The organism is Kitasatospora sp. NPDC097691 (assembly GCF_040302665.1).
Classification (GTDB): Bacteria; Actinomycetota; Actinomycetes; order Streptomycetales; family Streptomycetaceae; genus Kitasatospora.
The window spans coordinates 1-22,660 of the sequence record NZ_JBEORY010000025.1 but is presented as its reverse complement, the minus strand read 5'-3'; the positions used below and the strand labels follow the sequence as shown (position 1 = coordinate 22,660).

General features: G+C 74.4%; 24 protein-coding genes. 14 read left to right on the top strand and 10 right to left on the bottom strand.

What is annotated here, in order from left to right; all coding sequences use genetic code 11:
• Positions 1 to 18 precede the first annotated feature (18 nt).
• Entirely contained in the window at positions 19 to 300 is a 282-nt protein-coding gene (locus ABTY56_RS19305) for a hypothetical protein (protein WP_350630129.1), read from the bottom strand.
• Positions 301 to 349: 49 nt separating this feature from the next.
• Positions 350 to 1,402: a non-homologous end joining protein Ku gene (ku, locus tag ABTY56_RS19300; protein WP_350630128.1), complete on the bottom strand. Its 1,053-nt coding sequence runs from the start codon at positions 1,400 to 1,402 to the stop codon at positions 350 to 352.
• 147 nt (positions 1,403 to 1,549) lie between these two features.
• Between ku and ABTY56_RS19295 the strand changes: the two genes are divergently transcribed.
• The 3 genes from ABTY56_RS19295 (at position 1,550) to ABTY56_RS19285 (ending at position 4,922) form a co-directional block, all read left to right on the top strand.
• Positions 1,550 to 1,825, top strand: a complete 276-nt coding sequence (locus ABTY56_RS19295; RefSeq protein WP_350630127.1) for a hypothetical protein — start codon at positions 1,550 to 1,552, stop codon at positions 1,823 to 1,825.
• Positions 1,826 to 2,057: 232 nt separating this feature from the next.
• On the top strand, positions 2,058 to 3,497 hold the full coding sequence (locus ABTY56_RS19290; protein ID WP_350630126.1) for an amino acid permease: 1,440 nt from the start codon (positions 2,058 to 2,060) through the stop codon (positions 3,495 to 3,497).
• Between the two features lie 201 nt (positions 3,498 to 3,698).
• A complete protein-coding gene (locus tag ABTY56_RS19285; RefSeq protein ID WP_350630125.1) occupies positions 3,699 to 4,922 on the top strand; it encodes an NsdA family TPR-like regulatory protein in 1,224 nt (407 codons plus the stop codon).
• 209 nt (positions 4,923 to 5,131) lie between these two features.
• On the opposite strand, the gene ABTY56_RS19280 is transcribed toward ABTY56_RS19285, so the two are convergent.
• Positions 5,132 to 5,920, bottom strand: a complete 789-nt coding sequence (locus ABTY56_RS19280) for a S1 family peptidase (protein ID WP_350630124.1) — start codon at positions 5,918 to 5,920, stop codon at positions 5,132 to 5,134.
• 163 nt (positions 5,921 to 6,083) lie between these two features.
• Here ABTY56_RS19280 and ABTY56_RS19275 point away from each other — a divergent pair, with 163 nt between their 5' ends.
• The 3 genes from ABTY56_RS19275 (at position 6,084) to ABTY56_RS19265 (ending at position 9,369) form a co-directional block, all read left to right on the top strand.
• Positions 6,084 to 6,914 carry an EI24 domain-containing protein gene (locus ABTY56_RS19275; RefSeq protein ID WP_350630123.1) on the top strand — a complete coding sequence of 277 codons (831 nt, stop codon included), beginning with the start codon at positions 6,084 to 6,086 and terminating at the stop codon, positions 6,912 to 6,914.
• A gap of 541 nt (positions 6,915 to 7,455) precedes the next feature.
• Positions 7,456 to 8,118: an aggregation-promoting factor C-terminal-like domain-containing protein gene (locus ABTY56_RS19270; protein WP_350630122.1), complete on the top strand. Its 663-nt coding sequence runs from the start codon at positions 7,456 to 7,458 to the stop codon at positions 8,116 to 8,118.
• A gap of 246 nt (positions 8,119 to 8,364) precedes the next feature.
• A complete protein-coding gene (locus tag ABTY56_RS19265) occupies positions 8,365 to 9,369 on the top strand; it encodes a glycosyltransferase family 2 protein (RefSeq protein WP_350630121.1) in 1,005 nt (334 codons plus the stop codon).
• Here ABTY56_RS19265 and ABTY56_RS19260 read toward each other — a convergent pair.
• Positions 9,353 to 9,712 (bottom strand): hypothetical protein, encoded by a 360-nt coding sequence (locus ABTY56_RS19260; RefSeq protein ID WP_350630120.1) that lies wholly within the window; start codon positions 9,710 to 9,712, stop codon positions 9,353 to 9,355. The two genes, ABTY56_RS19265 and ABTY56_RS19260, sit on opposite strands and share 17 nt — an antisense overlap.
• A 122-nt stretch (positions 9,713 to 9,834) precedes the next feature.
• Between ABTY56_RS19260 and ABTY56_RS19255 the strand changes: the two genes are divergently transcribed.
• Positions 9,835 to 12,756, top strand: a complete 2,922-nt coding sequence (locus ABTY56_RS19255; RefSeq protein ID WP_350630119.1) for an FAD-binding and (Fe-S)-binding domain-containing protein — start codon at positions 9,835 to 9,837, stop codon at positions 12,754 to 12,756.
• On the opposite strand, the gene ABTY56_RS19250 is transcribed toward ABTY56_RS19255, so the two are convergent.
• Together ABTY56_RS19250 and ABTY56_RS19245 are read right to left on the bottom strand one after the other, a co-directional pair.
• The gene (locus ABTY56_RS19250) at positions 12,748 to 13,257 is read right to left on the bottom strand and encodes a hypothetical protein (RefSeq protein WP_350630118.1); all 510 of its coding nucleotides are present in this window, start codon (positions 13,255 to 13,257) and stop codon (positions 12,748 to 12,750) included. The two genes, ABTY56_RS19255 and ABTY56_RS19250, sit on opposite strands and share 9 nt — an antisense overlap.
• Before the next feature lie 81 nt (positions 13,258 to 13,338).
• Entirely contained in the window at positions 13,339 to 13,827 is a 489-nt protein-coding gene (locus tag ABTY56_RS19245) for a DUF1453 domain-containing protein (protein ID WP_350630117.1), read from the bottom strand.
• A gap of 73 nt (positions 13,828 to 13,900) precedes the next feature.
• Here ABTY56_RS19245 and ABTY56_RS19240 point away from each other — a divergent pair, with 73 nt between their 5' ends.
• The 3 genes from ABTY56_RS19240 (at position 13,901) to ABTY56_RS19230 (ending at position 15,918) form a co-directional block, all read left to right on the top strand.
• The gene (locus tag ABTY56_RS19240; protein ID WP_350630116.1) at positions 13,901 to 14,527 is read left to right on the top strand and encodes a TetR/AcrR family transcriptional regulator; all 627 of its coding nucleotides are present in this window, start codon (positions 13,901 to 13,903) and stop codon (positions 14,525 to 14,527) included.
• Positions 14,528 to 14,591: 64 nt separating this feature from the next.
• Complete coding sequence (locus ABTY56_RS19235) at positions 14,592 to 15,002, top strand: PaaI family thioesterase (RefSeq protein WP_350630115.1); 411 nt, start codon at positions 14,592 to 14,594, stop codon at positions 15,000 to 15,002.
• Positions 15,003 to 15,081: 79 nt separating this feature from the next.
• A complete protein-coding gene (locus tag ABTY56_RS19230; protein WP_350630114.1) occupies positions 15,082 to 15,918 on the top strand; it encodes an SDR family NAD(P)-dependent oxidoreductase in 837 nt (278 codons plus the stop codon).
• 103 nt (positions 15,919 to 16,021) lie between these two features.
• On the opposite strand, the gene ABTY56_RS19225 is transcribed toward ABTY56_RS19230, so the two are convergent.
• Both ABTY56_RS19225 and ABTY56_RS19220 read right to left on the bottom strand, forming a co-directional pair.
• Positions 16,022 to 16,471 carry a CBS domain-containing protein gene (locus tag ABTY56_RS19225; RefSeq protein WP_350630113.1) on the bottom strand — a complete coding sequence of 150 codons (450 nt, stop codon included), beginning with the start codon at positions 16,469 to 16,471 and terminating at the stop codon, positions 16,022 to 16,024.
• 75 nt (positions 16,472 to 16,546) lie between these two features.
• A complete protein-coding gene (locus ABTY56_RS19220; RefSeq protein WP_350630112.1) occupies positions 16,547 to 17,539 on the bottom strand; it encodes a slipin family protein in 993 nt (330 codons plus the stop codon).
• A gap of 279 nt (positions 17,540 to 17,818) precedes the next feature.
• Here ABTY56_RS19220 and ABTY56_RS19215 point away from each other — a divergent pair, with 279 nt between their 5' ends.
• Positions 17,819 to 18,607: a uracil-DNA glycosylase gene (locus tag ABTY56_RS19215; protein ID WP_350630111.1), complete on the top strand. Its 789-nt coding sequence runs from the start codon at positions 17,819 to 17,821 to the stop codon at positions 18,605 to 18,607.
• Between the two features lie 43 nt (positions 18,608 to 18,650).
• Here ABTY56_RS19215 and ABTY56_RS19210 read toward each other — a convergent pair whose 3' ends face one another.
• On the bottom strand, positions 18,651 to 19,529 hold the full coding sequence (locus ABTY56_RS19210; protein ID WP_350630110.1) for a CHAD domain-containing protein: 879 nt from the start codon (positions 19,527 to 19,529) through the stop codon (positions 18,651 to 18,653).
• 175 nt (positions 19,530 to 19,704) lie between these two features.
• Between ABTY56_RS19210 and ABTY56_RS19205 the strand changes: the two genes are divergently transcribed.
• The 3 genes from ABTY56_RS19205 to ABTY56_RS19195 all read left to right on the top strand — a co-directional run bounded on the left by ABTY56_RS19205 (position 19,705) and on the right by ABTY56_RS19195 (position 22,110).
• A complete protein-coding gene (locus ABTY56_RS19205) occupies positions 19,705 to 20,379 on the top strand; it encodes a hypothetical protein (protein WP_350630109.1) in 675 nt (224 codons plus the stop codon).
• A gap of 173 nt (positions 20,380 to 20,552) precedes the next feature.
• Complete coding sequence (locus ABTY56_RS19200; protein ID WP_350630108.1) at positions 20,553 to 21,368, top strand: DsbA family protein; 816 nt, start codon at positions 20,553 to 20,555, stop codon at positions 21,366 to 21,368.
• Between the two features lie 91 nt (positions 21,369 to 21,459).
• Positions 21,460 to 22,110, top strand: a complete 651-nt coding sequence (locus ABTY56_RS19195) for a vitamin K epoxide reductase family protein (RefSeq protein ID WP_350630107.1) — start codon at positions 21,460 to 21,462, stop codon at positions 22,108 to 22,110.
• Positions 22,111 to 22,117: 7 nt separating this feature from the next.
• Here ABTY56_RS19195 and ABTY56_RS19190 read toward each other — a convergent pair whose 3' ends face one another.
• Positions 22,118 to 22,618: an NUDIX domain-containing protein gene (locus ABTY56_RS19190; protein ID WP_350630106.1), complete on the bottom strand. Its 501-nt coding sequence runs from the start codon at positions 22,616 to 22,618 to the stop codon at positions 22,118 to 22,120.
• Positions 22,619 to 22,660 lie beyond the last annotated feature (42 nt).

Below are 22,660 nucleotides of genomic sequence, written 5' to 3'. Positions count from 1 at the left end.
CCCGCCCGCCCGGCCGGGTCAGGCCGTCGCCCGGTGCCTGCCCGGGCCGGGCGTCATCCAGCGGGCGAGCACGCCGACCAGGGCGATGACCGTCAGACCCCAGGGGATGCACATGAGGATCAGCACCCACAGCTGGCTCACCTGGGCGGCGACCATGCCGAGGCCGATCGAGAGCCCGATCATGATCGTCACGGCGGTGGGGGTGAGGGTGAGCAGCCAGACCCAGGCCCGGTGCCCCCAGCTGGGGTCCTTCGGGGCGTCGGGGCCGGTTTCGGCTGCCTTGTAGGTCAGCAGGTCCATCGGGATCGCCTCCAATGCTGGACGGGAGGGAGGTGCCTGGCCCGGCGGGTCAGGAGGCCTTGCGCGGCGCGGTGGACTTCCGGCCGCTCTTCTTCGCCGCGGCGGTCTTCTCTGCCGCCGTGGCGGTCTTCGCCGTCACGGTCTTCGCCGCGGCCTTCCCGGCGGCTTTCCCGGCGGTCTTCTCGGTGCTCTTCTCGGTGCTCTTCTCGGCGGTCTTCTCGGTGGCGGGGGCGCTCTTCCTCGCGGCGGCGCGCTTGCGCGGAGCGGGCTTCCGCCCGGCCGCCTCCGCCTCCGGTTCCGTTTCCGGCTCCCCGGTCGGGCCGCGCCCGCCCTTGGCCTGCTTGAGGCTGCTGCGCAGCGCCTCCATCAGGTCGATCACGTTGTCCGGCGCCTCGCCGGGCTCCTCCTCGTGCGGGATCTCGACCCCCTCCAGCCGCGCGGTGATCACCTGCTGGAGCGCCTGCTGGTAGTCGTCGTGCAGCTGGGAGAGGTCGAAGTCCTCGGAGAGGGTGTCCATCAGCGACCGCGCCATCTTGAGCTCCTGCGGCCGGACGGTGACGTCGTCCTCGGGCGCGATGCCCGCCGCCGGGCGGACCTCGTCGGGCCAGATGCAGGTCTGCAGCACCAGCGTGTTGTCGTGCACCCGCAGCACCGCGGGCGACTCCCGGGTGCGCAGCGCGATCTTGGTGACGGCGATCTGCCCGGACTCGGTGAGCGCGTCGCGCAGCAGCGCGTACGGCTTGGCGGCGGCCTTGTCGGCGACGCCGACGTAGTAGGCCTTGGAGAACATCAGCGGGTCGATGTCGCCCTCGTCGACGAAGGCCAGCACGTCGATGATCTTCTTGCTGGGCAGCGGCAGGTCGGCGAGGTCGTCGTCGCTGAGCGTGACGGTGCGCCCGTCGGGGGACTCGTAACCCTTCGCGATCTCCGCGTACGGGACCTCCTTCTCCTCCTGCTCGCAGTAGCGCTTCATCCGCACCCGGCCGCCGTCCTTGGCGTGCACCTGGTGCAGCGGGACGTCGTGCTCCTGCGTCGCGGAGTAGAGGTGGACGGGGATGCTGACCAGCCCGAAGCTGATCGTCCCCTTCCAGGTGGTCTGCATGGGGTCGCTCCTGTCCGGCGCCGGGAACCGACGGGCGCCGAGCACGCTCGGGGAGTGCTCCGACGAATGCCCCGAGAGTCCCACTCTGCCCGGGTTTGCCCCGATCGGCCACACCGCGCCGACAATGGGCCGAGGAGGTCGATGCGGATGACCGCCACGCACGGGCCCGACCGGGCCCCGCCGCCGGACCGGACGACGTACCGGGTGACCTACCGCGCTCTCGGCGAGGTGCGCGAGGACGAGGTCACGGTGGTGCCCGGGTACTCGCAGGAGAGCGACATCCCGCGCATCCTCGCGGCCCGGCTGGCCGACCGACTCGCGGCCCGACTCGCAGCCCGGCCCGCCCGACCCGCGACCCGGCCCGCCCGGCATCCGCCGGGGCAGCAGCCCGAGGTCGTCGTGCTCGACTTGAGGGAGATCTGATCTCCTGCGCCCCGCGCCGTCCTGACCATGCGTCAGATCTGAGCTTTCCCGACCCCCTCCACACCCATCCTGACCTGGCCTTTTATGTCCGGTAAGCGAACAGTTATCAAAGGATTGTTCCGATACTCGTGCGTAGAAGTTAGGTTGCACCGCAATGCGCGGGTCTGTCCCCCCACCCTGTGGCGCGACGAGCCGAGGGTCGCCGCGCTGGAAAGGCACAGGGCACCCCTAGATGAGTGCGAACACCACCAAGCCGACGGCAGCCGCCGAGGCCCCCCAGCAGGTGGGGCCGCACGGCCCCGGCGGCGACGGCCACCTGAAGGCCGGGCTCAAGAACCGCCACCTGTCGATGATCGCCATCGGCGGTGTGATCGGCGCCGGCCTGTTCGTCGGCTCGGGCGCGGGCATCGCGTCCACCGGCCCCGGCATCCTGCTCTCCTACGCACTGGCCGGCGCGCTGGTCGTACTGGTGATGCGGATGCTCGGCGAGATGGCCGCGGCCGACCCGCAGAGCGGCTCCTTCTCGGCGTACGCGGACCGCGCGCTGGGCCGCTGGGCCGGGTTCTCGATCGGCTGGCTGTACTGGTTCTTCTGGGTCGTGGTGCTCGCCGTAGAGGCGACGGCCGGCGCGAAGATCCTCAACCAGTGGGTGCCCGGCGTGCCGCAGTGGGGCTGGGCGCTGATCGTGATGGCGGTGCTGACCTCCACCAACCTCTTCTCGGTTGCCTCCTACGGCGAGTTCGAGTTCTGGTTCGCCGGGATCAAGGTGGTCGCGATCGCCGCGTTCCTGGTGATCGGCACCCTCGCCGCCTTCGGCCTGCTGCCCGGCACCCACGCGGTGGGCGCCAGCAACCTCACCGGCCACGGCGGCTTCCTGCCGCACGGCGTGGGCGCGGTGTTCACCGGCATGCTGACCGTGGTCTTCGCCTTCATGGGCAGCGAGATCGTCACCCTGGCCGCCGGCGAGTCGGAGGACCCGCAGAAGGCGGTCACCAAGGCCACCAACAGCGTTATCTGGCGCATCGGCATCTTCTACCTGGGCTCGATCCTGCTCGTGGTCACCCTGCTGCCGTGGGACTCGGCCGAGGTCAAGGCCAGCCCGTACGTGGCCGTCCTGAACCACATCGGCATCCCCGGCGCCGGCCAGGTGATGGACGTGATCGTGCTGACCGCGGTGCTCTCCTGCCTCAACTCCGGGATGTACACGGCCTCCCGGATGGCCTTCTCGCTCGGCCAGCGCGGTGACGCCCCCAAGGCCTTCGCGAAGGTGACCGAGCGCGGCGTGCCGCGGGTGGCCATCCTCTCCTCGGTGGTCTTCGGCTTCGTCGCGGTCTTCTTCAACTACACCTCGCCGGACACGGTCTTCGCCTTCCTCCTCAACTCCTCCGGTGCGATCGCACTGTTCGTCTGGCTGGTGATCTGCGCCACCCAGCTGCGGATGCGCAAGATCATCGAGCGGGAGATGCCCGAGCGGCACACCGTCCGGATGTGGCTGTACCCGTACCTGACCTGGACCGCGATGGGCATGATCGGGTTCGTCATGGCGTACATGTTCACCGACGCCGACGGGCGCAAGCAGATGTACCTGTCGCTGGTCGCCGCGGCGATCGTGCTCGCGGCCTCGGCCGTGGTGGGCCGCCGGCGGCGGGCTGCGGTGGCGGCGGGCTCCTGACCCGTCCGCACCGCGCGGGAACGCCGGGCCCGGGAGCCGTTGCGGAGGCTCCCGGGCCCGGTCAGCTTTTCCGGCTTCCCCAGCCCTTCCGGCCGGGCCTTCCGGCTCCACTGGAGCACCACCCACCCCGCGCGACACCGGGCGACCGACCCGCCCCCCGAGGGCCAGTTTGACCAAGGCACGTCAAGGGGATTCCTGGGCATGGCGCTCCCCCACGAGCGCTCCCCCACCCTCCCGGGAGACCCCGTGCCGCCCCTGCCCACCCCCACGCCGCTCTCGCCTCCCCCGACCCGCGCGGAACCCGAGTCCGCACGGCTGCGCTTCGGCCGCCGCCTGCGCCACTGGCGCGAGGCCCGCGGCCTCAGCCAGGCCGAGCTCGGCCGGCTGCTCGGGTACCACAACTCACTGATCAGCCGGGTGGAGAACGCCCTTCGCTGGCCGCCGCCGGGAATGCCCGCCCGGGCCGACGAACTCCTGCTCGCCTGCGGCGAGTTGGCCGATCTGTGGCAGACCGTCCGACAGGAACGCGAACGCCTCGGCGAACTCGCCGCCGCCACCCGGCCACCGGCCGCCGCCGACACCGCCCCACCGGACGCCGCCACCGTCGACATGCTCGCCCACCTGCTGGCCGTCTACCGCGCCGCCGCCGACCGGATCGGCGGCGAGGAGCTGGCCGCCGTGCTCGAGCACCACGCCCGCACCCTGGCCCGGCAGCACACCGCCCCGCACGAGGGCCACGCCGCCGTCCGCTCGCTCGCCGCCCAGTACGCCGAACTCGCCGGCTGGGCCCACTTCGAGGGCGACCGCCGCGCCCGCGCGCTCAGCTGGTACGCCACCGGGCTGGACTGGGCGCGCGCGACCGGGGACCAGGCCACCGCGACCGCGCTGCTCGTCCGGCAGAGCACCCTGCACTGGTGGCGCGGCGACGCAGCGGCCGCGCTCGCCCTGGCCGAGGCAGCACGGACCGCCGCCCCTCCGCGGCCGGGACTGCAGGCCTGGGCCGCCGTCGCCCGGGCGCACGCCCACGCGCTGGCGGGTGAGGCACCGCAGGTGCGCCGGACGCTGGCGGAGGCCCGGCGGCTGACCACGGCCGCGCTGCGCTCCGGCGACCCGACGCCGTGGGCGGCACGCGCCGACCTGGTCCTCGCCGTCGCACACGGCACCTGCCAGCGGGACCTCGCCGTCCGCACCGGCCGCAGCGTCCACGCGCGCAGCGCGGCGGCCCGGCTGGAGGCCGCCCTGCGGAGCCTGGACCCGGCCGCCCGACCGCGCGACCACGCCCTGGTCACCGCCCGCCTGGCGGGCGCCCACGCGCTGGCCGGCCGGCCCGATGCCGCCGTCGCCCTGCTCGCCCGCCTGCCCCCGAGAACGGCCGGGCGCATCGCCCGCGAGCAACGGCGGGCCGAGGAGTGGCTGCACGGGTGAGAGCCCGGGCAGGGCCGCCCCTGCCCGGACCCGACGACGGTTCGGCCCACCAGGACCACCGGCCCACCAGGTCCGGCATCGCGCCGGGCGGGCGCACGCCGCACACGGGCGCACGCCGCACACGGGGGCGGGGCCGGCCACCACCTGCGGGAGTGGTGGCCGGCCCCGCCCGACCGGTTCGAGCGGCCCTTCCGGGCCGACGCGCCGACTCAGAGACCGGCAGCCGCCGCGGCGATGTCCGCCGCGTAGGTGCTCACCTGGGTGTAGATGCCCGGGTAGCCCGCGCGGGCACAGCCGTTGCCCCAGCTGACGATGCCGACCTGGACCCAGCGGCCCGCCGCGTCCTGGCGGACCATCGGACCGCCGGAGTCACCCTGACAGGTGTCGACGCCGCCCTGGGCGACGTACCCGGCGCAGAGCGAGCCCGCCGTGTTCAGGCCCGGGTAGGCGGCGGCGCAGGCGGCGTCGTCGACGAACGGCACGGTGGCCTTGAGCAGGTAGCGCTGCTGGGCGCCGCCCTCGCGTGCCGCGCCCCAGCCCATGATGGTGAAGGTGCCGCTGTCGTAGGCGGCGGAGGTGGCGATCGGCAGGGTGCTGACCTGGCTGCTGTTCACCGGCGAGGCCAGCTTGATCAGCGCCCAGTCGTCGCCGTTCTCGGCGCCGGTGAAGGCCGGCGACTGGTAGACGTACGAGGAGCGGACCTTGACCGCGCTGCCGCTGCGCAGGTCGACCGCGCCGACGGTGGCGGTGATGCTGCTGTCGGCGCCGGTGCCGTCGACGCAGTGGGCGGCGGTGAGCACGATCTGCGAGGTGTAGAGCGCGCCGCCGCAGCCCATCGAGAGCCGCACCATGAACGGGAACTCGCCCTGCGCCGCGCGCGTGCCGCCGACCACGGTCGGCGACGGCGCCGGCGAGGCGGCGGCGGGCAGCACGAGCGCGCCGGCGCCGAGCACCAGACCGGCCAGCAGGCTGAAGACTCTGCCGAGTTGACGCTTCATCAGGTTCCTCCTTGCAGGTGGGGGAACACCGAGAGTGGCGCGACGGGCGGTGCGGTAGGAGGGGGTCGACGTTGCCGGTCGAATCTGGCAGGAACACGGCAACGCGGGGTTCCGGGTGCGGAAGGCACGGGGCCCGCCCGGGGGCCCGATAGGGTGATCGCCCATGCGGGATCTTGTGGCGGGGACGAAGTACCTGATCGAGGGCCAGAAGTGGGTCGGCCGGCACGGCCGGTGGTGGGGCTTCGGGATGCTGCCGGCGCTGATCGCCCTGATCGGCTACGTCGTCGCGCTCGCCTTCCTCGGCGCCTGGTCCAGGGACCTCGCGGACTGGGCCACCCCGTTCGCCGACCACTGGGGCTCGCCCTGGCGGGGCCTGCTGCGCGACGCGCTCGCGGCGATCGTCTTCGGCGGCGGCCTGCTGCTCTCCCTGCTCACCTTCACCGCCGTCACCCTGCTGGTCGGGCAGCCCTTCTACGAGGCGCTCTGCGCCAAGGTCGACGAGACCGAGGGCGGCGCGCCCGCGCCACCGGACACCCCGCTCTGGCGCGAGCTGCTGATCGCGGTGCGCGACAGCGTGTACGTCCTCGCCCGGGTGGCGGCGTTCGGCGTGGTCCTGTTCGCCTGCGGGTTCATCCCGGTGCTCGGTCAGACGGTGGTCCCGGCGCTCGGCTTCCTGGTGTCCGGCTTCTTCCTGACCGTCGAGCTGACGGCCGTCGCCCTGCAGCGGCGCCGGGTGCCGCAGCCCGAGCGGATCCGGCTGCTGCGCGCGCGGCTCGGGCTCGCGCTGGGCTTCGGCACGCCGCTGGTGCTGGCCTTCCTGGTACCGCTGGTGACGGTGCTCGCCATGCCGGGGGCCGTCGCCGGCGCCACCCTGCTGGCCCGGGACCTCGTCCCGCCGGCGGAGGAGTCCGCTGCGGAGGAAGCGGAGCCGAGCACTCGACCCGCCGCTCCGGCCGCGCAGCCCACGCCCGAAAACCCGTACGCGACTCCCTGATCCGTGACCGCCCGGTCACCCTGCGCCGACCTCGCACCGGCACACGTGTGAGGCCGCCCACAGGGGGATCGGCGTCTACGACTCCCGATAGTGGACGAGCGCCCGGCGGGCTCCGGCCGGGCTCCGGCGCCCTGCGCCGCCCGAGTCGGCCCCGGCGGCGTCCGACCTGAAGAACGCAGGCCACCGCGAGTGTCGCCCTTGCGTTCCCCTGATGTCACCCGTGCGTAACCCTCGGGGGCGCAATTCGGACAAATGCTGTCAAACTCACCGCTGGGCCTCGCTGCGGCCACATCGCGACCACTACGGCGCGTAGTAGCGAGTCCCTTTGCGGCCCGTCGCGGGCCCTGCCAAGAATGGCCTGTCGCCAGGCAGCCCGGCCGGTCCGTACCGGATCCGCCGTGCAGCCCGCCCGCCCCGCCGCTTTCGCCGGGGCGTCACGGCCGTCCCGGACGGCCGCGCGGGCCCCGCTCACCCGGAGCCCGCGCGATGCCCCGTGTCCGGCACCACCGGCACGGCCCCCGACGGAGAAGGAACGCCCGCCTTGCAGCTCAGCCATGCCCGCCGAAACTCCCTGATCACCGGCGTCGCCACCCTCGTGGTCGCGAGCGCCGCCACCGCCGCACTCGCCATCCCGCAGGCCGGGAACACCGTCGAGGCCGCCGCCCCCGTGGCCGCCGTCTCGGTGGACGGCAAGCCGGTCGCCGACCAGGCCCAGGCTGACACCGCTGCCGCTGCCCAGCAGGCCGCCCAGGACGCCCAGGCCAAGGCCGCGGCGGACGCCGCCGCCCAGGCGGCAGCCCAGGCGCAGGCCCAGGCCCAGGCCGACGCGAAGGCCCAGGCGGATGCCAAGGCCAAGGCCGACGCCGAGGCCGCCGCCTCCCGCTCCCAGGAGCGCCAGAACCTGGCCCCCACCTACTCCGGCACCCCGCAGCAGATCGCCGCGCAGATCGTCCCGGCCGGTCAGCTGCAGTGCTTCAGCAACATCGTGTTCCGCGAGAGCAGCTGGAACCCGCTGGCCGTCAACGCCTCCTCCGGCGCCTACGGCCTGGTCCAGGCCCTGCCCGGCTCCAAGATGGCCTCGGCGGGCGCCGACTGGCGCACCAACCCGGCGACCCAGATCAAGTGGGGCCTCAACTACATGAACACCCGCTACGGCAGCCCCTGCGCCGCCTGGTCGTTCTGGCAGGCGCACCACTGGTACTAGGCCGACCCTCTTCGGTCGACCCGCCTCCTCGGCGCCCTCGGGGCCCGCGACGCACCGCCGCGTCGCGGGCCCCGGCACGTTCCGGCACGAACGACGCGCTCCCACCGGACCCGTACCTGACGTGGACGCGTCCGGAAGACGACGTGAAGATATGGCGCACGGTCGTACGGTTTGCCGCGAATTGCTCGGAATTACGGACCGTCAGGGCTTTGCCACGGTTCGCGCGCCCTCTTACGCTCCGGCGTCATGCCCTCACCCTTGATCAGCGTCGTACTCCCCGCCTACGACCCGCACGAACAGCTCGCCGACTGCCTCGACTCGCTGCTCGCGCAGTCCCTGGCGGACGTCGAGGTGATCGTGGTCGCCGACCGCTCCCCCGAGACCGCGGGCGGGCTCGCCGACGCGTACGCGGCGCGGCATCCGCGGGTGTCGACGCTGCACCTGAACGCGGCGGTCGGGGTCGGGGTGAGCCGGAACGCGGGGGCGGCGCGGGCATCGGGCGAGTACCTGCTGTTCCTGGACGCCGACCACCTGCTGCCCCGGGACGCACTCCAGGCGCTCGCCGACCGGCTCAAGCAGACCGGTCCGGTGGACGTCCTGCTGTTCGGCCACTCCCGCCGGCACCAGGACCGGGACTGGCCGGGCGGGGCCGAGGCGCTGCTCGCCGAGGCCGGCCCCGAGGTGTTCGCCCCCTTCGACCGGCCCGCGCTGTTCGGCGCCCCGCCGCTGGCCTGGGACCGGCTGATCCGCCGCGGCCACTGGGAAGCGCTGGGGCTCGCCTTCCCGGACGGCCGCTACGAGGAGGTCCCGGTGGTGCACGCCGCCCTGCTCGGCGCGCAGAAGGCCGCCGTGCTGGCGCGCGAGTGCGTCCAGCTGCGTCGCCGGGAGACCGTCCACCCGGCCGGCGGCCCCGGCAGCAGCGTCTTCGACCTGTTCGACCAGTACGAGCGCAGCTTCGCGCTCCTGGAGGACCAGCCGCACCTGTACGCGGTGCGCGAGGCGCTGTTCATCCGGATGATCCGGCACTACCTCTTCGTCTTCGACCTCGCCGGCTGCGTCTCCCGGGCCGAGCGGCCGCAGTTCTTCCACCGGGCCGCCGAGCACCACCGCCGCTTCCAGCCGCCGGGCCACCGTCGGCCGGGCGGCCGCGAGGGGATCAAGTTCTCGCTGCTGGCCGGCGGCGCCTACCCGGCGTTCGAGGTCGCCAAGCTGTCCCACATCGCGAAGGGCACGCTCACCGGGCGCAAGTGACCCCCCTCAGCCGTGCGGTGCCGCCGTCCGCGGCCATCGCGGCGGCGACCCGGCGGGCACGCTCGGCCGTCACCCCGGCGGGCAGCGGCGGCAGCACGTCCATCCACAGCGGCAGGGTGGAGCCCCGCAGCTGCGGCATCCCCTCCGGCCGCCCGATCAGCCACGGGAGGATCTCCCGGGCCGGCGTGCCGTCCGCCGGGAAGGGCAGCGGCTCGCCGATCGGGAGGCCGGCGAGGTAGGCGGCGGGGCCGGCCGGGTCGTTGGCCTGCTCGTCGGCGTGCCCACCGGCCGCGGAACCGGCCGGGGAACCGGCTGCGGGGTCGGCCTCGGAGCCGGTGATCATGACTGCCGAGGGTGCCACATGACACCCCGTCGGCGGTACCCCCGTCGTGCCCGGTACCCGGGCGGCGCGCCGGCTGCGATCATCGGCGGAGCCGTGTCGCCGCACCGCCCGGGAGGTCCCTGGTGAGCCGTCCGTCCGCAGCCCCCGGGGCCGGGTTGGCCCGTGAGCTGGCCGCCGTGCTGCGCGGAGAGGTCCGCTTCGGTGCCGCCGAGCGGACCGTCTACGGCCACGACGCCTCGAACTACCGGCAGTTGCCGCTCGGCGTGGTCAAACCGGCCGACCCGGACGACGTGCGCACGACCCTGGCGCTGTGCCGCGAGTACCGCGTACCGGTGGTGGCGCGCGGGGCCGGGACCAGCATCGGCGGGCAGGCGATCGGCCCGGGCGCGGTGGTGCTGGACTTCCGCCGCCACCTCGGCGAGGTGCTGGAGATCGACCCGCAGGCCCGCACGGCGCGCGTCCGGCCCGGCACCGTGCTGGACGACCTCCAGCGCGCCGCCAAGCCGTACGGGCTGCGCTTCGGCCCGGACCCGTCCACGCACAGCCGCTGCACCATCGGCGGCATGATCGGCAACGACTCCTGCGGCTCGCACTCGCTGGTCTGGGGGCGCACCGCCGACAACGTGGAGCGGCTGGAGCTGCTGCTCGCCGACGGCACCGAGCTGACCGTCGGCGGGCGGCTCGGCGCCCGGGAGCGCGCGGCGCTGCGTGCCCTGACCGGGCGGCCCGGCGAACTCCACCGGCAGCTCCAGGAGTTCACCGACCGCAACCTCGCCACCATCCGGCAGGGGATGCCGCAGCTGCCGCGCCGCACCTCCGGCTACCCGCTGGACGCGCTGCTGCCCGAGCACGGTCACGACCTCGCCCGGGCGCTCACCGGCACCGAGGGCACCTGCGCACTGCTGCTCGGCGCCACCGTCCGCCTCGTCGAGGACCCGCCCGCCCGCGCCCTGGTGGTGGCCGGCTACCCCGACGAGGGCGCCGCCGCCGACGCGATCCCCGCGCTGCTGCCGTTCGGCCCGCTGACCGCCGAGGGCATGGCGGCCGACCTGATCGCCGCGCTGCTCGCGGCCGGCCCGCGCCCGCCCGCGCTGGACCGGCTGCCCGCCGGCGAGTGCTGGCTGTTCCTGGAGACCGGCGGCGCCACCCCGCTGGAGGCCTACCAGGCCGCCCGCCGGCTCGCCGACGCGGTGCGCCGCGAGCGCTCGGCCGCCGTCGCCCTGGTCACCGACCCCGCGGAGCAGCGCGGGCTGTGGGCCGTGCGGGAGGCCGGCGCCGGGATCGTCACCCGGCTGCCCGGCGGCGGGGAGGCCTGGCCGGGCTGGGAGGACTCCGCCGTCCCGCCCGAGCGGCTCGGCGACTACCTGCGGGACCTGCGCGCCCTGCTGCGCCGGCACAGCCTGCGCGGCGTCCCGTACGGGCACTTCGGCGAGGGCTGCGTGCACCTGCGGATCGACTTCCCGCTGGACGAGCCCTACGGGGTGCTGGTCTTCCGGGAGTTCCTGGAGCAGGCGGCGGACCTGGTGGTCTCGTACGGCGGGTCGCTCTCCGGCGAGCACGGCGACGGGCAGGCCCGCGCCGAGCTGCTGCCGCGCATGTACCCGCCCGAAGTCATCGACCTGTTCGGCGAGTTCAAGCGGATCTGGGACCCGGAGAACCTGCTCAACCCGGGCGCCCTGGTCGACCCCCGCCCGCTCGACGCCGACCTGCGCTTCGTCACCGCGCCGCACCGCCCGCTGCCGCTGGCCCTGCCGTACGAGCAGGACGGCGGCAGCCTGGCCAGGGCGGTGCACCGCTGCGTGGGCGTCGCCAAGTGCGTGGACCCGACCACCGGGGTGATGTGCCCGAGCTACATGGCCACCGGCGAGGAGCGGCACTCCACCCGGGGGCGGGCGCGGCTGCTCGCCGAGATGCTGCGCGGACTGGGCGCACCTCCCGGCCGCCGGGCCGACGGGGCGATCCCCGACGGTTGGCGGTCCGAGGAGGTCCGGGAGGCGCTGGACCTCTGCCTGAGCTGCAAGGGCTGCGCGAGCGACTGCCCGGTGCACGTCGACATGGCGACCTACAAGACCGAGTTCCTGTACCAGCACTACCGGCACCGGCCGCGCCCGCGCTCGCACTACTCGATGGGCCGGCTGCCGCTGTGGCTGCGGGCCGTCGCACTCGCCCCCGGGGCCGCCAACACGCTGACCCGCTCACCGTTCGGCGGGCTGCTCAAGCGGCTCGGCGGGATCGACCCGCGCCGGGTGCTGCCGGTGTTCCCGCCGGAGACCTTCACCGCCTGGTACCGGCGGCACCGCGCCACACACCCCGCACCGGCGGGCGCCCGCCCGGTGCTGCTGTGGCCGGACACCTTCTCCGAGCACCTGCACCCGAACGTGCCGCGCTCGGCCGTCGAGGTGCTGGAGCACCTGGGCTTCGACGTCCGGCTGCCCTCGGGCCCGGTCTGCTGCGGCCTCACCTGGCACTCAACCGGCCAACTGGGCACCGCACGCCGGGTGTTGCGGCGCAGCCTGCGGACGCTGGCAGCGGACGGGCTCCCGGCCGACACCCCCGTGGTCGGCCTGGAGCCGAGCTGCACCGCCACCCTGCGCGAGGACCTGCCCCGCCTCCTCGGCGCGGACGGCCGACCACTCGCCGAACGCATCCGCACCTTCGCCGAGTTCATCGACGAGTACGCCCCCGACGCCCCGCTCCCCCGGATCCCGCTGGAGGCCGTCACCCAGACCCACTGCCACCAGCACGCCGTGCTCGGCAGCGCCGCCGACCGCCGGGTGGAGGCCCGACTCGGCCTGGACAACCGGGTGCTGGACTCCGGCTGCTGCGGCCTGGCTGGCAACTTCGGCTTCGAGAAGGGCCACTTCGAGGTGTCCGAGGCGATCGCCGAGCGCGTCCTGCTGCCCGAACTCCGGGCCGCCGGGCCGGACACGGTGGTCCTGGCCGACGGCTTCAGCTGCCGCACCCAGATCGCCCAACTCGCCGACGGCCGCCGCGCCCTGCACCTGGCGGAGCTGATCGCCACGCGGCTACGGCCCTCAGGCTGAGGCCGGATGCCCGGCGAGGAAGGCCCCGGCATGCGCCGCCGCCTCCTCCCGGGTCGGGTAGCCGGCGGCCGCCTCCCCCGCCGCACCGTCGGCGCCGGTGGCCGTCCAGCGCCAGCCGTCCGTGGCCTCGGCCAACTCTGCTTCACCGCCGAACAGTTCGAGCGATCCGGGCCGGGGCACCGGCCGTCCCACCGCGTCCGGCCACTTCTTGCGGGCACCCTGGCGGGTGATGCCCCAGGCGGCCCCGAGTTGCTCGTAACTGGCGCCGTAGGAGCCGGCGGTGGCGGCCGCGAGCGCGGTGAGCCGCTTGACCTCGACGTCCACCAGCTTCCAGGCGGACAGCACAGAGAGCGTGACCTCGACCGGCTCCGCGTTCCACATCCGCTCCTCGGGCAGGCCGGTCGCGCGCGAGCGCACGGCGGCGGCGAGGGGGTCGAGCGCGTCGAGCAGGGCCTTGGCCAGCTCCGCCTGCTCCTCCGGGGTGATCTCCACGATTCTCATGCCGACAACATTAGTTACCATTCCCGCTCCTGACAACCAAAGTTACCCACTCAATCCAACCCAACCGCACCGGTTCGAACCTCACCGGATCCCGAAGGCCCGCCGCTCGGGCGCGAACGGGACCCCGGAGGAGAGCCCGCGGTAGCCGACCACCAGCGCCTCCCCCAGGAAGCCGACGCCGATCGACAGTTGCACCGGCCGGGCATCCGGAGCGAGGCCGCCGCGCTCGGCGAGCGCGGCGAAGCCGGTCATCACCGCCAGCGAGAGCGCCGCCACCAGGAAGGTCCGGCCGGTGTAGCGCTGCCACAGCACCCCCTCCCGCTCGTAGACCCGGACGGTGGCGCCACGGGCCGCCCCGAGGGCGACGCCGAGCCCGGCGCCCGCCGCCACCCAGGCGTAGTCACCCGCGCCGAGGCCGTGCCGCTGCAGCAGCGCCCATGCACCGAGGCCGGTGAGCACCACCGGCGGCGCGAAGAGATCGCGGGCATTGAGCGGTTCACCGCGCAGCCGGCGGACCACCACCACGACGACGACGGCGGCGATCAGCGCCACATGCACCCGGTTGCCCATGTCCCACTCCCCGATTTTTATAGCTCGACCGTGCTAAATCAGCAATTTAGCTCACCCGTGCTATAACGGCAACATGCCGAAGATCGTCGACCCCGTGGAACGCCGTCAGGCCGTCGCGGACGCCGTCCTGCGCGTCGCCGCCCGGGAGGGCCTGGAACACGCCTCGCTGCGCAACGTGGCCGACGAGGCGGGCCTGGCGATCGGCTCGGTGCGGCACTACTTCGCGGGCGGCTCCGAGCTGATGATCTTCGCGATGCAGGAACTGGGCCGCCGGATCGACGCCCGCGTCCGCGTCCACGCCCGGGCCCTGCTCGACCCGGACGGGGCCCCCGGCACCGACCGGCAGGACCGGACCGCCCGACTGCTCGCCGAGATCCTCCCGCTGGACGCCGGGCGCAGGGAGGAGTCCGCGCTCTGGCTCTCCTTCGTCACCGCCGCCCGCACCCGGCCCGAACTGCGGCCCCGCGCCGCCGAGATGCAGGCCGGACTGGACGCCCTGGTCCGACGCGTCCTGGTCGAGGCCGAACGCACCGGCGGCCTCGCCCCGGACCTGGACCTCGACGTCGAGACCCGCCGCCTCTCCGCGCTGCTGGACGGCCTCACCCTGCAGGCCGTCCAGCACCCCGACCTGGTCGGCCCGGACGAGCTGCATGCGGTGCTCCACCGCCACCTGGACACCCTGGCCGCGCCGAGTTCCTGACGACCGCGCCGGCAACCGCGCGGATCTCCTGACAGCGTGCCGGCACCCCCGTCACACTGGCGCGATGACCCTCACCACCGCCGAGGCGGACAAGCTCCTGGCCGACCACTTCGCCCCCTGGGTGCTGGCCCTCGGCCTGTCGACCGCCGAGACCGGCGAACGCCACGCCGTCCTGCGACTGCCCTGGTCCGACCGGCTCGCCCGCGAGGGTGGCGGGTTGTCCGGCCAGGCACTGATGGCCGCCGCCGACACCGCGTGCGTGGTCGCGATCTCGGCCGCGAACGGCGGCTTCGGCCCGATGACCACCGTCCAGCAGTCCACCAGTTTCCAGCGCGCGGTCGTCGACCGGGACGTCCTGGTGCACGCCCGGATCACCAAGCTCGGCCGCCGGATCGCCTTCCTCGACATCACCCTCACCGCCGAGGGCGCCGACGAACCCGCCGCCCACGCCACCGCCGTCTACGCCCTGGGCTGACCACCCACCCGGGTGTCACACCCGCGTGCCCACCGGTGTCTTGATGCCGACATCAGGTCATCGGAAGTGGAGCACGAACATGAGCAAGGTCTGGTTCGTCACCGGATCGTCCCGCGGCCTCGGCCGCGCCTTCGTCGAGGCGGCACTGTCCCGCGGCGACCGGGTGGCCGCGACCGCCCGCGACACCGACGATCTCGCCGGCCTGGTCGCCGCCCACGGGGACGCGGTGCTCCCGCTCCCTCTGGACGTCACCGACCGGGCCGCCGTCCACCGCTGCGTGCGGCAGGCCCAGGCCCATTTCGGCCGGCTCGACGTGATCGTGAACAACGCCGGATACGGCCTGTCCGGCGCCGTCGAGGAGCTCTCCGAGGGTCAGCTGCGCGACCAGCTGGACACCAACCTGTTCGGCCCGCTCCGGGTCGTCCAGGCCGCGCTGCCCCACCTGCGCAGGCAGGGCTCCGGCCACATCGTCCAGGTCTCCTCGGTCGCCGGCGTCGCCGCGTTCCCGCTCGGCGGCGGGTACTGCGCCTCCAAGTGGGCGCTGGAGGGCCTGAGCGAGGCGCTCGCCCGGGAGGTCGCCGGGTTCGGGGTCAAGGTGACCGTCGTCGAGCCCGGCAGCTACGCCACCGACGCGATCGCCTCCGCCGTCCGCGCCGACGCCGACCCGCTCTACGACGGCCTGCGCGCGGCCTTCGCCGCCGACGCGCAGTCGCTCGACGTCGGCGACCCGGCCGCCGCCGGCCAGGCACTCCTCAGGCTCGTCGACGCCGAGAACCCACCGCTGCGGGTGTTCTTCGGCACCCAGGGGAACCCGATGCTCCGGCAGGTCTACACCGACCGGCTCAAGACCTGGGCGGACTGGGAGGACCTCTCCCTGGAGGCCCACGGCCGCTCCGCCCCGGCGCCGACGGCCTGACCCGCCCGGCCACCGGTCCGGCCACCGCTGCTGCGGCCCCCACCCCGGCGGGGGCGGGAGCCGCAGCCCGCGTGCGTACGGCGGCGTCGCGCATACTGCGGTGTCAGCCCAGGGCGGCCTTCGTCGGCGCCTCCTCCGCGCAGACCGCCGACACGAACTCGGCCACCCGCGCCTGCGGCATCCCGCGCGCGATGTCCGCCTCACTGATCATGCCGACCAGCTTGTGCTCCGGGTGGTTGATCACCGGCAGCCGGCGCACCTGGTACTGCTCCATCACGCGCAGCACCTGCTCGCAGTCCTCGTCGGCCTCCACCGTCATGGGCCGCCCCTGCGCCAGCTCGCCCGCCGTCACCGTCGCCGGGTCACGGCCCTCGGCGACGCAGCGCAGCACGATGTCGCGGTCGGTCACGATGCCCAGCAGCTTGTCGCCCGGGCCGCAGATGGGCAGGGCGCCCACGTGCCGTTCCCGCATGATCCGGGCGGCGGCCGCGAGCGTCTCGTTCTCGCGGATGCACTCCGCGCCCGGGTGCATGATGTCGCTGGCTATGGTCATGGTCCGCCTCCTGACCTGGCTTCCTCCCCCTGTCCATCGTGGTCCGGGCACAGGGCCGACGCCACCGGGCGCGACTCAGCGCTCCGGTTCCGCCGGCGGGCCGGCGCCGTGCTCGGCCAGCCCGTCCGGCGAGATCGGGTCGTCCAGCGGCGAGTGCTCCAACACTTCTTCGAGCGGCGGGAGTTCGTGCCGGGACGGCTCCTGGTCGAGTTCGTCCTCGGAGACCTCCCCGCTCTCCACGGCCTCCTCCGCGGCCTTCGCCCCGGCGGCCGCCGCGGCAGCCGTCAGCAGGTTCCGCTGCTGCACCTCGGTGGCACTGTCCAGGAAGCGCAGCAGCTCCACCGGGAAGGGCAGCACGAGCGTCGAGTTCTTCTCCGCCGCCACCTCCACCACGGTCTGCAGCAGCCGCAGTTGGAGCGCGGTCGGGGTGGCGCTCATCACCGCCGCGGCCTCCGACAGCCGCTCCGAGGCCTGGTACTCGCCGTCCGCCGTGATGATCCGCGCGCGCCGCTCCCGCTCGGCCTCGGCCTGGCGGGCGATCGAGCGCTTCATCGACTCCGGCAGCGCGACGTCCTTGATCTCCACCCGGTCGATCTCGATGCCCCAGCCCAGCGCCGGGCTGTCGATCATCAACTCCAGCCCCTGGTTGATCGGTTCCCGGTTGGCCAGCAGGTCGTCCAGCTCGCTCTTGCCGATGATCGAGCGCAGCGAGGTCTGCGCGACCTGGGAGATCGCGAAGTTGTAGTCCTGCACGTTGACCGTCGCCTTCACCGGGTCCACCACCCGGAAGTAGACCACCGCGTCCACCCGCACGGTCACGTTGTCCCGGGTGATGCCCTCCTGCGCGGGGATCGGCATCGTCACGATCTGCACGTTCACCCGGCGCAGCCGGTCGGCGACCGGCATCAACGCCACCAGCCCGGGTTCGCGCACCTCGTCGCGCACCTTCCCGAAGCGGAACACCACGCCCTTCTGGAACTGCTGCACCACCCTGATGCTCAGGCCGGCCCAGATCGTCCCCAGGGCGGCCAGCCCCCCGAGGGCCCCCAGCACCGCATCGACGATCATGGCGGCCTCCTCGCGGCCTGCGCACACCGGCGCCTCCGGCCACCGCGTACCCGCCCGGCAGCGGCGCCGGAGCAACTGCTTCCACGCTACGTGTGCCCGGCCACGGCCTGATCGAACCGGAACGGACCAGGACGGAACCGGGCAAACCCCCGACAGCGTCGGGGGGCCGCAGCCCGAGCCCGAGCCCGAGCCCGAACCCGAACCCGAACCCGAGCCCGAGCCCGCAGCCCGAACCCGAGCCCGAGCCCGCAGCCCGCAGCCCGCCCTAGGATCGGGGCCATGCCGATCACGGCCCCGCCGCCGTCCCCCGCCGACGACCCCGGCGACCCGCGCCACCCCGCCGAGGCCGCCGCCCGCGCCGACGGGCTCGCCGCGCTGGACCGCGTGGTCACCGACTGCCGGGCCTGCCCGCGCCTGGTCTCGTGGCGCGAGGAGACCGCCCGTACCAAGCGCCGCGCCTACCGGGACTGGGACTACTGGGCCCGCCCGATCCCCGGCTTCGGCCCGCCCGACGCCCCGCTCGTCCTGGTCGGTCTCGCCCCCGCCGCCCACGGCGCCAACCGCACCGGGCGGATCTTCACCGGCGACCCCTCCGGCGACCTGCTCTACGCCGCCCTGCACGACCTCGGGCTCGCCAACCGCCCGCACTCCGTCCGCCACGGCGACGGCCTGGAGCTGTACGGCGTGCGGATCACCGACCCGGTCCGCTGCGCCCCGCCGGACAACAAGCCGAGCACCGCCGAACGCGACACCTGTCGCCCCTGGATCACCCGCGAACTGCAGCTGCTGCGCCCGACCGTACGGACCGTGGTCGCCCTCGGCGGCTTCGCCTGGCAGGCCCTGTTCCCGGTGATCGCGGACGCCGGGTGGCAGGTCCCCCGCCCGCGGCCGGTCTTCGGCCACGCCGCCCGGGTCGACCTCCCCGCCCGTGACGGCGGCCCGCCGTTGCGGCTCTACGGCTGCTACCACGTGAGCCCGCGCAACACGAACACCGGCCGTCTGACCACCACGATGCTCCGGGACCTGCTGCGCGACGCGGCCCGCTCGGCGGGGCTCGGCCCGCACTAGCCCGGCCCGGCCCCGCCCCGGGATCGCGCCGGCCGCGTGGCCGTCACCCGAACCGCGTCAGCTTCGGCTTGCCCGCCCGCTTCCACACCCCCGGCAGCCGCTCGCGGGCCGCCGCCTCGGCGGCCAGCTGCCGGCCGTACAGGGCGCCGTAGCCGAAGGGCTCGGCGGCGGCCACCGGCCGGGCCGCGAGGGTGGCGGCGGCGACCACTGCGTCCTGGTGCTCGCCCAGGACCTCCTGGACGGCCTTCATCCGCGCCGTGAAGCGCTCCGCCCGCGCGCCGGCCGCCGGGGCGGCGGCCTCACCGGCGTACCGGGCACGCTTGGCGGCCTTCCGGGCCTCGTGGAGGGCGTGGTCGCGTTCCTCGGCGGCCGCGGCCAGGGCCGTCCGGACGCGGTCGGCGGTGCGTTCCTGTTCACGGGCGGCGATGCGGGACAGCTCCGGCAGGGCGGGACGGGCGGCGCGGCGGCGCAGCGGCGGGTCGGCGAGGATGGTGGCGAGGGCGTCGCCGAGGGCGCGGCGGCGGGGGCTGTCGAGGGCGGCGACCACCGCGGAACGGACCCGCGGGTACTCGCTCTCGCCCCACTGCTCCAGCGCGGCGGCGACCCGCTCCGGCCCGCACGCGGCCGGCAGCTCGCGGGCCTGGGCGGCCAGCCGTTCGGCCAGCACCTCGAGGTCGCGCGCGCCGCCGAGGGCGGCTCCCAGCCAGCGCAGCTCCGCGACCAGCTCGTCCGTCGCGCCGGGGGTGAACAGCCGGCGGAAGGTCCGCAGGGCGCTGCGCAGCCGTCGGCAGGCGACCCGCATCCGGTGCACCGCGTCCGGTTCGTCGGCCCGCACGGCGTCGTCCAGTCCGGCCAGCACGGCCGCCTGGGCCTCGACGCGGGCCAGCAGCACCTGCCCCACCGTGCTCTCGGGTTTCGCCATGCGCCTTCATCCCCTCGTCGGGGTGCGTCCCTCGTCGGGGTCGCCGGGAACGATTCCAGGCTAGTCCGGCCGCGGCTGCTGTCGACCCCGCGTCCCGTTGAGGGCGTGTCAGGAGGAAGCGCAAGAGTCCATGCGCCCTCGTGCCGGGTGGGAGCGCCATGGCATACTCCGGAGCGTGACGACCTCGACCCATGCGACCAGGGCCCTGCGGGCCGCGGTGTTCACCGCGCTCGCCGTGCCGATGGCCGCGTTGGGCCAGGTGGTCATCACGGGCCGCCCGCTGCCGCTTTCGCTGGTGGCCTCGGCGTGCGCCGTCGTCTTCCTGGTCGCGGCCGCGCTGGCCGGCGGGGAGCGGCGGATGCTGCACATCTCCGCCGTGATGGTGCCGGTCGAGCTGCTGCTCAACACCACGTTCAACCTGGGCCAGACCGGCTGCGGGCCGGTGCTGTCCGGTCAGTCCCCCGCTCACGGGGTGAACCTGCTGGTCTGTGGCGGCGGTTCGATGGACGGGTCGCTGCTGTCGGGCCCGCTGGGCCACGCCGGGCAGTTGGCGCCGGTCATGACCCAACTGCTGCTCCTGTTGGTGCACCTGGTGATCGCACTGGCGGCCGCCGCCTGGCTGCGGCTGGGTGACTCGGCCCTGTCGGGCCTGGCCCGGGCGCTGCGCGCGCTGCGTCAGTCGGTGGCCCGGCCGCTGCGTGCCCTGCTCGTCCTGCTGCTCCCGGCCCCGGCGCGCCCGGTGCTGCGGGTGCCGCTGCCGGTGTCGGACCACGCGCGGCCGCGCCGCGAGGACGTGGTGCTCAGCCCGGCACCCCGGCGCGGCCCGCCGGCCTTCGCGCCTGCCTGCTGATCGCTTCCGTACCGGGCACTCCCCGTACGCCGATCACCTTCCGTACCCGGCCGGGACGACCGCCCCGGTACGCCCGCAGGCAGTGCGCACGACTCCCGCGTTCCCCCGACCCCGCCGCACCCGGTGCGGTTCCCCGCGCGCACCCGCGCGCCGCGTACAGGAGTTGACTTCCCATGGCTCAGGACCCCAGCAAGCAGCAGGCCAACCGCACCAGTGTCCGTGAGCGGATCCAGGAGGCGCAGCGCCGCGAGCAGCAGGCCGCCAAGCGCCGTCAGCGGATCGTCGTGACCGTCTCCGCGGTCGCCGTGCTCGCCCTCGCGGGCGGTGCCGCGGTCGCGATCGACTCGGCCCCGAAGAAGGACGACAAGGCCGCCGCGGCCGCCACCTCCGCCCCGCTGGTCGTCCCGGCCAACGCCGGCGGCGCGGACGGCACGGTGATCACCTACGGCAAGGCCGACGCGCCGCACACCATGGAGGTCTACGAGGACTTCCGCTGCCCGATCTGCAAGCACTTCGAGGCGGCGAACGGCGAGACCGTCAAGAAGCTCACCGAGGACGGCCGGATCAAGGTGGAGTTCCACCTGGCGGCCTTCCTGGACAAGAACCTCGGCGGCAAGGGCTCGCGCACCGCGCTGGCCGCCGCCGGCGCCGCGCTGAACGAGGGCGTGGACAAGTTCAAGCAGTTCCACGACGTGCTGTACGCCAACCAGCCGGACGAGCGCGAGGACGGCTTCGGCGACGTCAACCACCTGCTGGACCTGGCCGGCCAGGTGCCCGGGCTGAAGACGGACGCCTTCGTGAAGGCCGTCACCGACCGGACCTACGCGCCGTGGGCGGCGAAGGTGGCAGACGCGTTCAACGACAGCGGGGTGACCGGCACTCCGACCGTCAAGGTGGACGGCAAGCCGGTGACCCTGTTCGCCGGCAACGCCGTGGTCCCGCCGGAGCAGTTCACCGCCCAGGTCAAGCAGGCCGCCGGCCTGCAGTAGGCCGGCCCCGCCCCCACCGCACGGCACCACCGGCCCGGCCGAAGTCCCGGCCGGGCCGGCTCCTCCCAGCCAGCCACCGGAGTGTGCTGCCATGTCCGCCGCTACCACCGTGCACCCCTCCCCTCCTGCTCCGGATGCCGCCGGCCGGGCCCCGGTCGGGGCGGGCCGGGCCTACGCGATCCTGCTGTTCCTCGCCGGGCTGATCGGTCTGGCGGCCTCGGCCGTCCTGACCTTCGACAAGCTCCGCATCCTGGAGAACCCCTCCTACGTCCCCAGCTGCAACATCAATCCGGTGATCAGCTGCGGCTCGGTGATGCGCACCGCGCAGGCGGAGGTGTTCGGCTTCCCGAACCCGCTGCTCGGCCTGGCTGCCTTCGGCGCCCTGGCGGCGATCGGAGCGGGGCTGCTCGCCGGTGCCGCGTACCGGCGCTGGTTCTGGCTGGGCCTGCACGCGGGCACCGCGCTGGGCGTGGTGTTCGTGCACTGGCTGGTCGACCAGGCGCTGTACGACATCGGCGCGCTGTGCCCGTACTGCATGGTGGTGTGGGCGACGGTGGTGGTGCTGTTCTGGTACACCACGCTGCACAACCTGCGCACCGGCGTGATCCCGGTCGGCCCGCGGCTGCGGGTGGTCGTGCGGGAGGCGGCCCGCTACCACTGGGCGCTGCCGGTGCTGTGGGCCGCGGTGATCGCACTGCTGGTGCTCAACCGGTTCTGGTACTACTGGAGCACGCTGCTCTGACCGTTCGTCACCCCACGTACCCCGCCGAGTGCAGCAGCGCGGCGGCGCCGGTCCGCCGGGCCTCCAGGGCCGCGGTGAGCCGGCGCGCCGCACCGGGTTGCAGCAGGGCGGCCGCCTGCGCGGGGGTGAACCAGCCGTGGTCGGCGATCTCCTCGGCCTGCAACCGGACCGCCGTGCCCACCTCGACCGCCCCGCCGTCGAACATGAACTGCACGGCGGGGTGGGCGTGTTCGCCCTGTTCGGGGATCGCGTCGCGCCACTCCACCACGAGCAGCCGCAGGTCGCCCGCCGCGAGCCCCGTCTCCTCCCGCAACTCGCGTGCCGCGCACTCGGCGGGCCCCTCCCCCGGATCCATCCCACCGCCGGGGAACTGCCACTGGTCGCGGTAACCGGCCTTCAACAGCAGGACCCTGCCCGCCACGTCGGTGAGCAGCACGCTGCACCCGACGTAGGCGCGCACCAACCGGGCGAGCCACTCCTCCTCCGAGAGTGCCAAGGTGTCCGTCATCGCGCCTCCTCCGCCGGGTGCCGTCCTCGGGGAGAATCTGCC

What these genes read in the sequence shown, in the direction of transcription:
- ABTY56_RS19250 (WP_350630118.1), bottom strand. Translation starts at nt 13,257, where the DNA reads ATGAGAATCGTGGAGATCACCCCGGAGGAGCAGGCGGAGCTGGCCAAG.
- ABTY56_RS19195 (WP_350630107.1), top strand. Translation starts at nt 21,460, where the DNA reads ATGTCCGCCGCTACCACCGTGCACCCCTCCCCTCCTGCTCCGGATGCC.
- ABTY56_RS19305 (WP_350630129.1), bottom strand. Translation starts at nt 300, where the DNA reads ATGGACCTGCTGACCTACAAGGCAGCCGAAACCGGCCCCGACGCCCCG.
- ABTY56_RS19215 (WP_350630111.1), top strand. Translation starts at nt 17,819, where the DNA reads ATGCCGATCACGGCCCCGCCGCCGTCCCCCGCCGACGACCCCGGCGAC.
- ABTY56_RS19260 (WP_350630120.1), bottom strand. Translation starts at nt 9,712, where the DNA reads ATGATCACCGGCTCCGAGGCCGACCCCGCAGCCGGTTCCCCGGCCGGT.
- ku (WP_350630128.1), bottom strand. Translation starts at nt 1,402, where the DNA reads ATGCAGACCACCTGGAAGGGGACGATCAGCTTCGGGCTGGTCAGCATC.
- ABTY56_RS19285 (WP_350630125.1), top strand. Translation starts at nt 3,699, where the DNA reads ATGGCGCTCCCCCACGAGCGCTCCCCCACCCTCCCGGGAGACCCCGTG.
- ABTY56_RS19290 (WP_350630126.1), top strand. Translation starts at nt 2,058, where the DNA reads ATGAGTGCGAACACCACCAAGCCGACGGCAGCCGCCGAGGCCCCCCAG.
- ABTY56_RS19295 (WP_350630127.1), top strand. Translation starts at nt 1,550, where the DNA reads ATGACCGCCACGCACGGGCCCGACCGGGCCCCGCCGCCGGACCGGACG.
- ABTY56_RS19235 (WP_350630115.1), top strand. Translation starts at nt 14,592, where the DNA reads ATGACCCTCACCACCGCCGAGGCGGACAAGCTCCTGGCCGACCACTTC.
- ABTY56_RS19225 (WP_350630113.1), bottom strand. Translation starts at nt 16,471, where the DNA reads ATGACCATAGCCAGCGACATCATGCACCCGGGCGCGGAGTGCATCCGC.
- ABTY56_RS19210 (WP_350630110.1), bottom strand. Translation starts at nt 19,529, where the DNA reads ATGGCGAAACCCGAGAGCACGGTGGGGCAGGTGCTGCTGGCCCGCGTC.
- ABTY56_RS19230 (WP_350630114.1), top strand. Translation starts at nt 15,082, where the DNA reads ATGAGCAAGGTCTGGTTCGTCACCGGATCGTCCCGCGGCCTCGGCCGC.
- ABTY56_RS19220 (WP_350630112.1), bottom strand. Translation starts at nt 17,539, where the DNA reads ATGATCGTCGATGCGGTGCTGGGGGCCCTCGGGGGGCTGGCCGCCCTG.
- ABTY56_RS19200 (WP_350630108.1), top strand. Translation starts at nt 20,553, where the DNA reads ATGGCTCAGGACCCCAGCAAGCAGCAGGCCAACCGCACCAGTGTCCGT.
- ABTY56_RS19245 (WP_350630117.1), bottom strand. Translation starts at nt 13,827, where the DNA reads ATGGGCAACCGGGTGCATGTGGCGCTGATCGCCGCCGTCGTCGTCGTG.
- ABTY56_RS19240 (WP_350630116.1), top strand. Translation starts at nt 13,901, where the DNA reads ATGCCGAAGATCGTCGACCCCGTGGAACGCCGTCAGGCCGTCGCGGAC.
- ABTY56_RS19275 (WP_350630123.1), top strand. Translation starts at nt 6,084, where the DNA reads ATGCGGGATCTTGTGGCGGGGACGAAGTACCTGATCGAGGGCCAGAAG.
- ABTY56_RS19265 (WP_350630121.1), top strand. Translation starts at nt 8,365, where the DNA reads ATGCCCTCACCCTTGATCAGCGTCGTACTCCCCGCCTACGACCCGCAC.
- ABTY56_RS19190 (WP_350630106.1), bottom strand. Translation starts at nt 22,618, where the DNA reads ATGACGGACACCTTGGCACTCTCGGAGGAGGAGTGGCTCGCCCGGTTG.
- ABTY56_RS19280 (WP_350630124.1), bottom strand. Translation starts at nt 5,920, where the DNA reads ATGAAGCGTCAACTCGGCAGAGTCTTCAGCCTGCTGGCCGGTCTGGTG.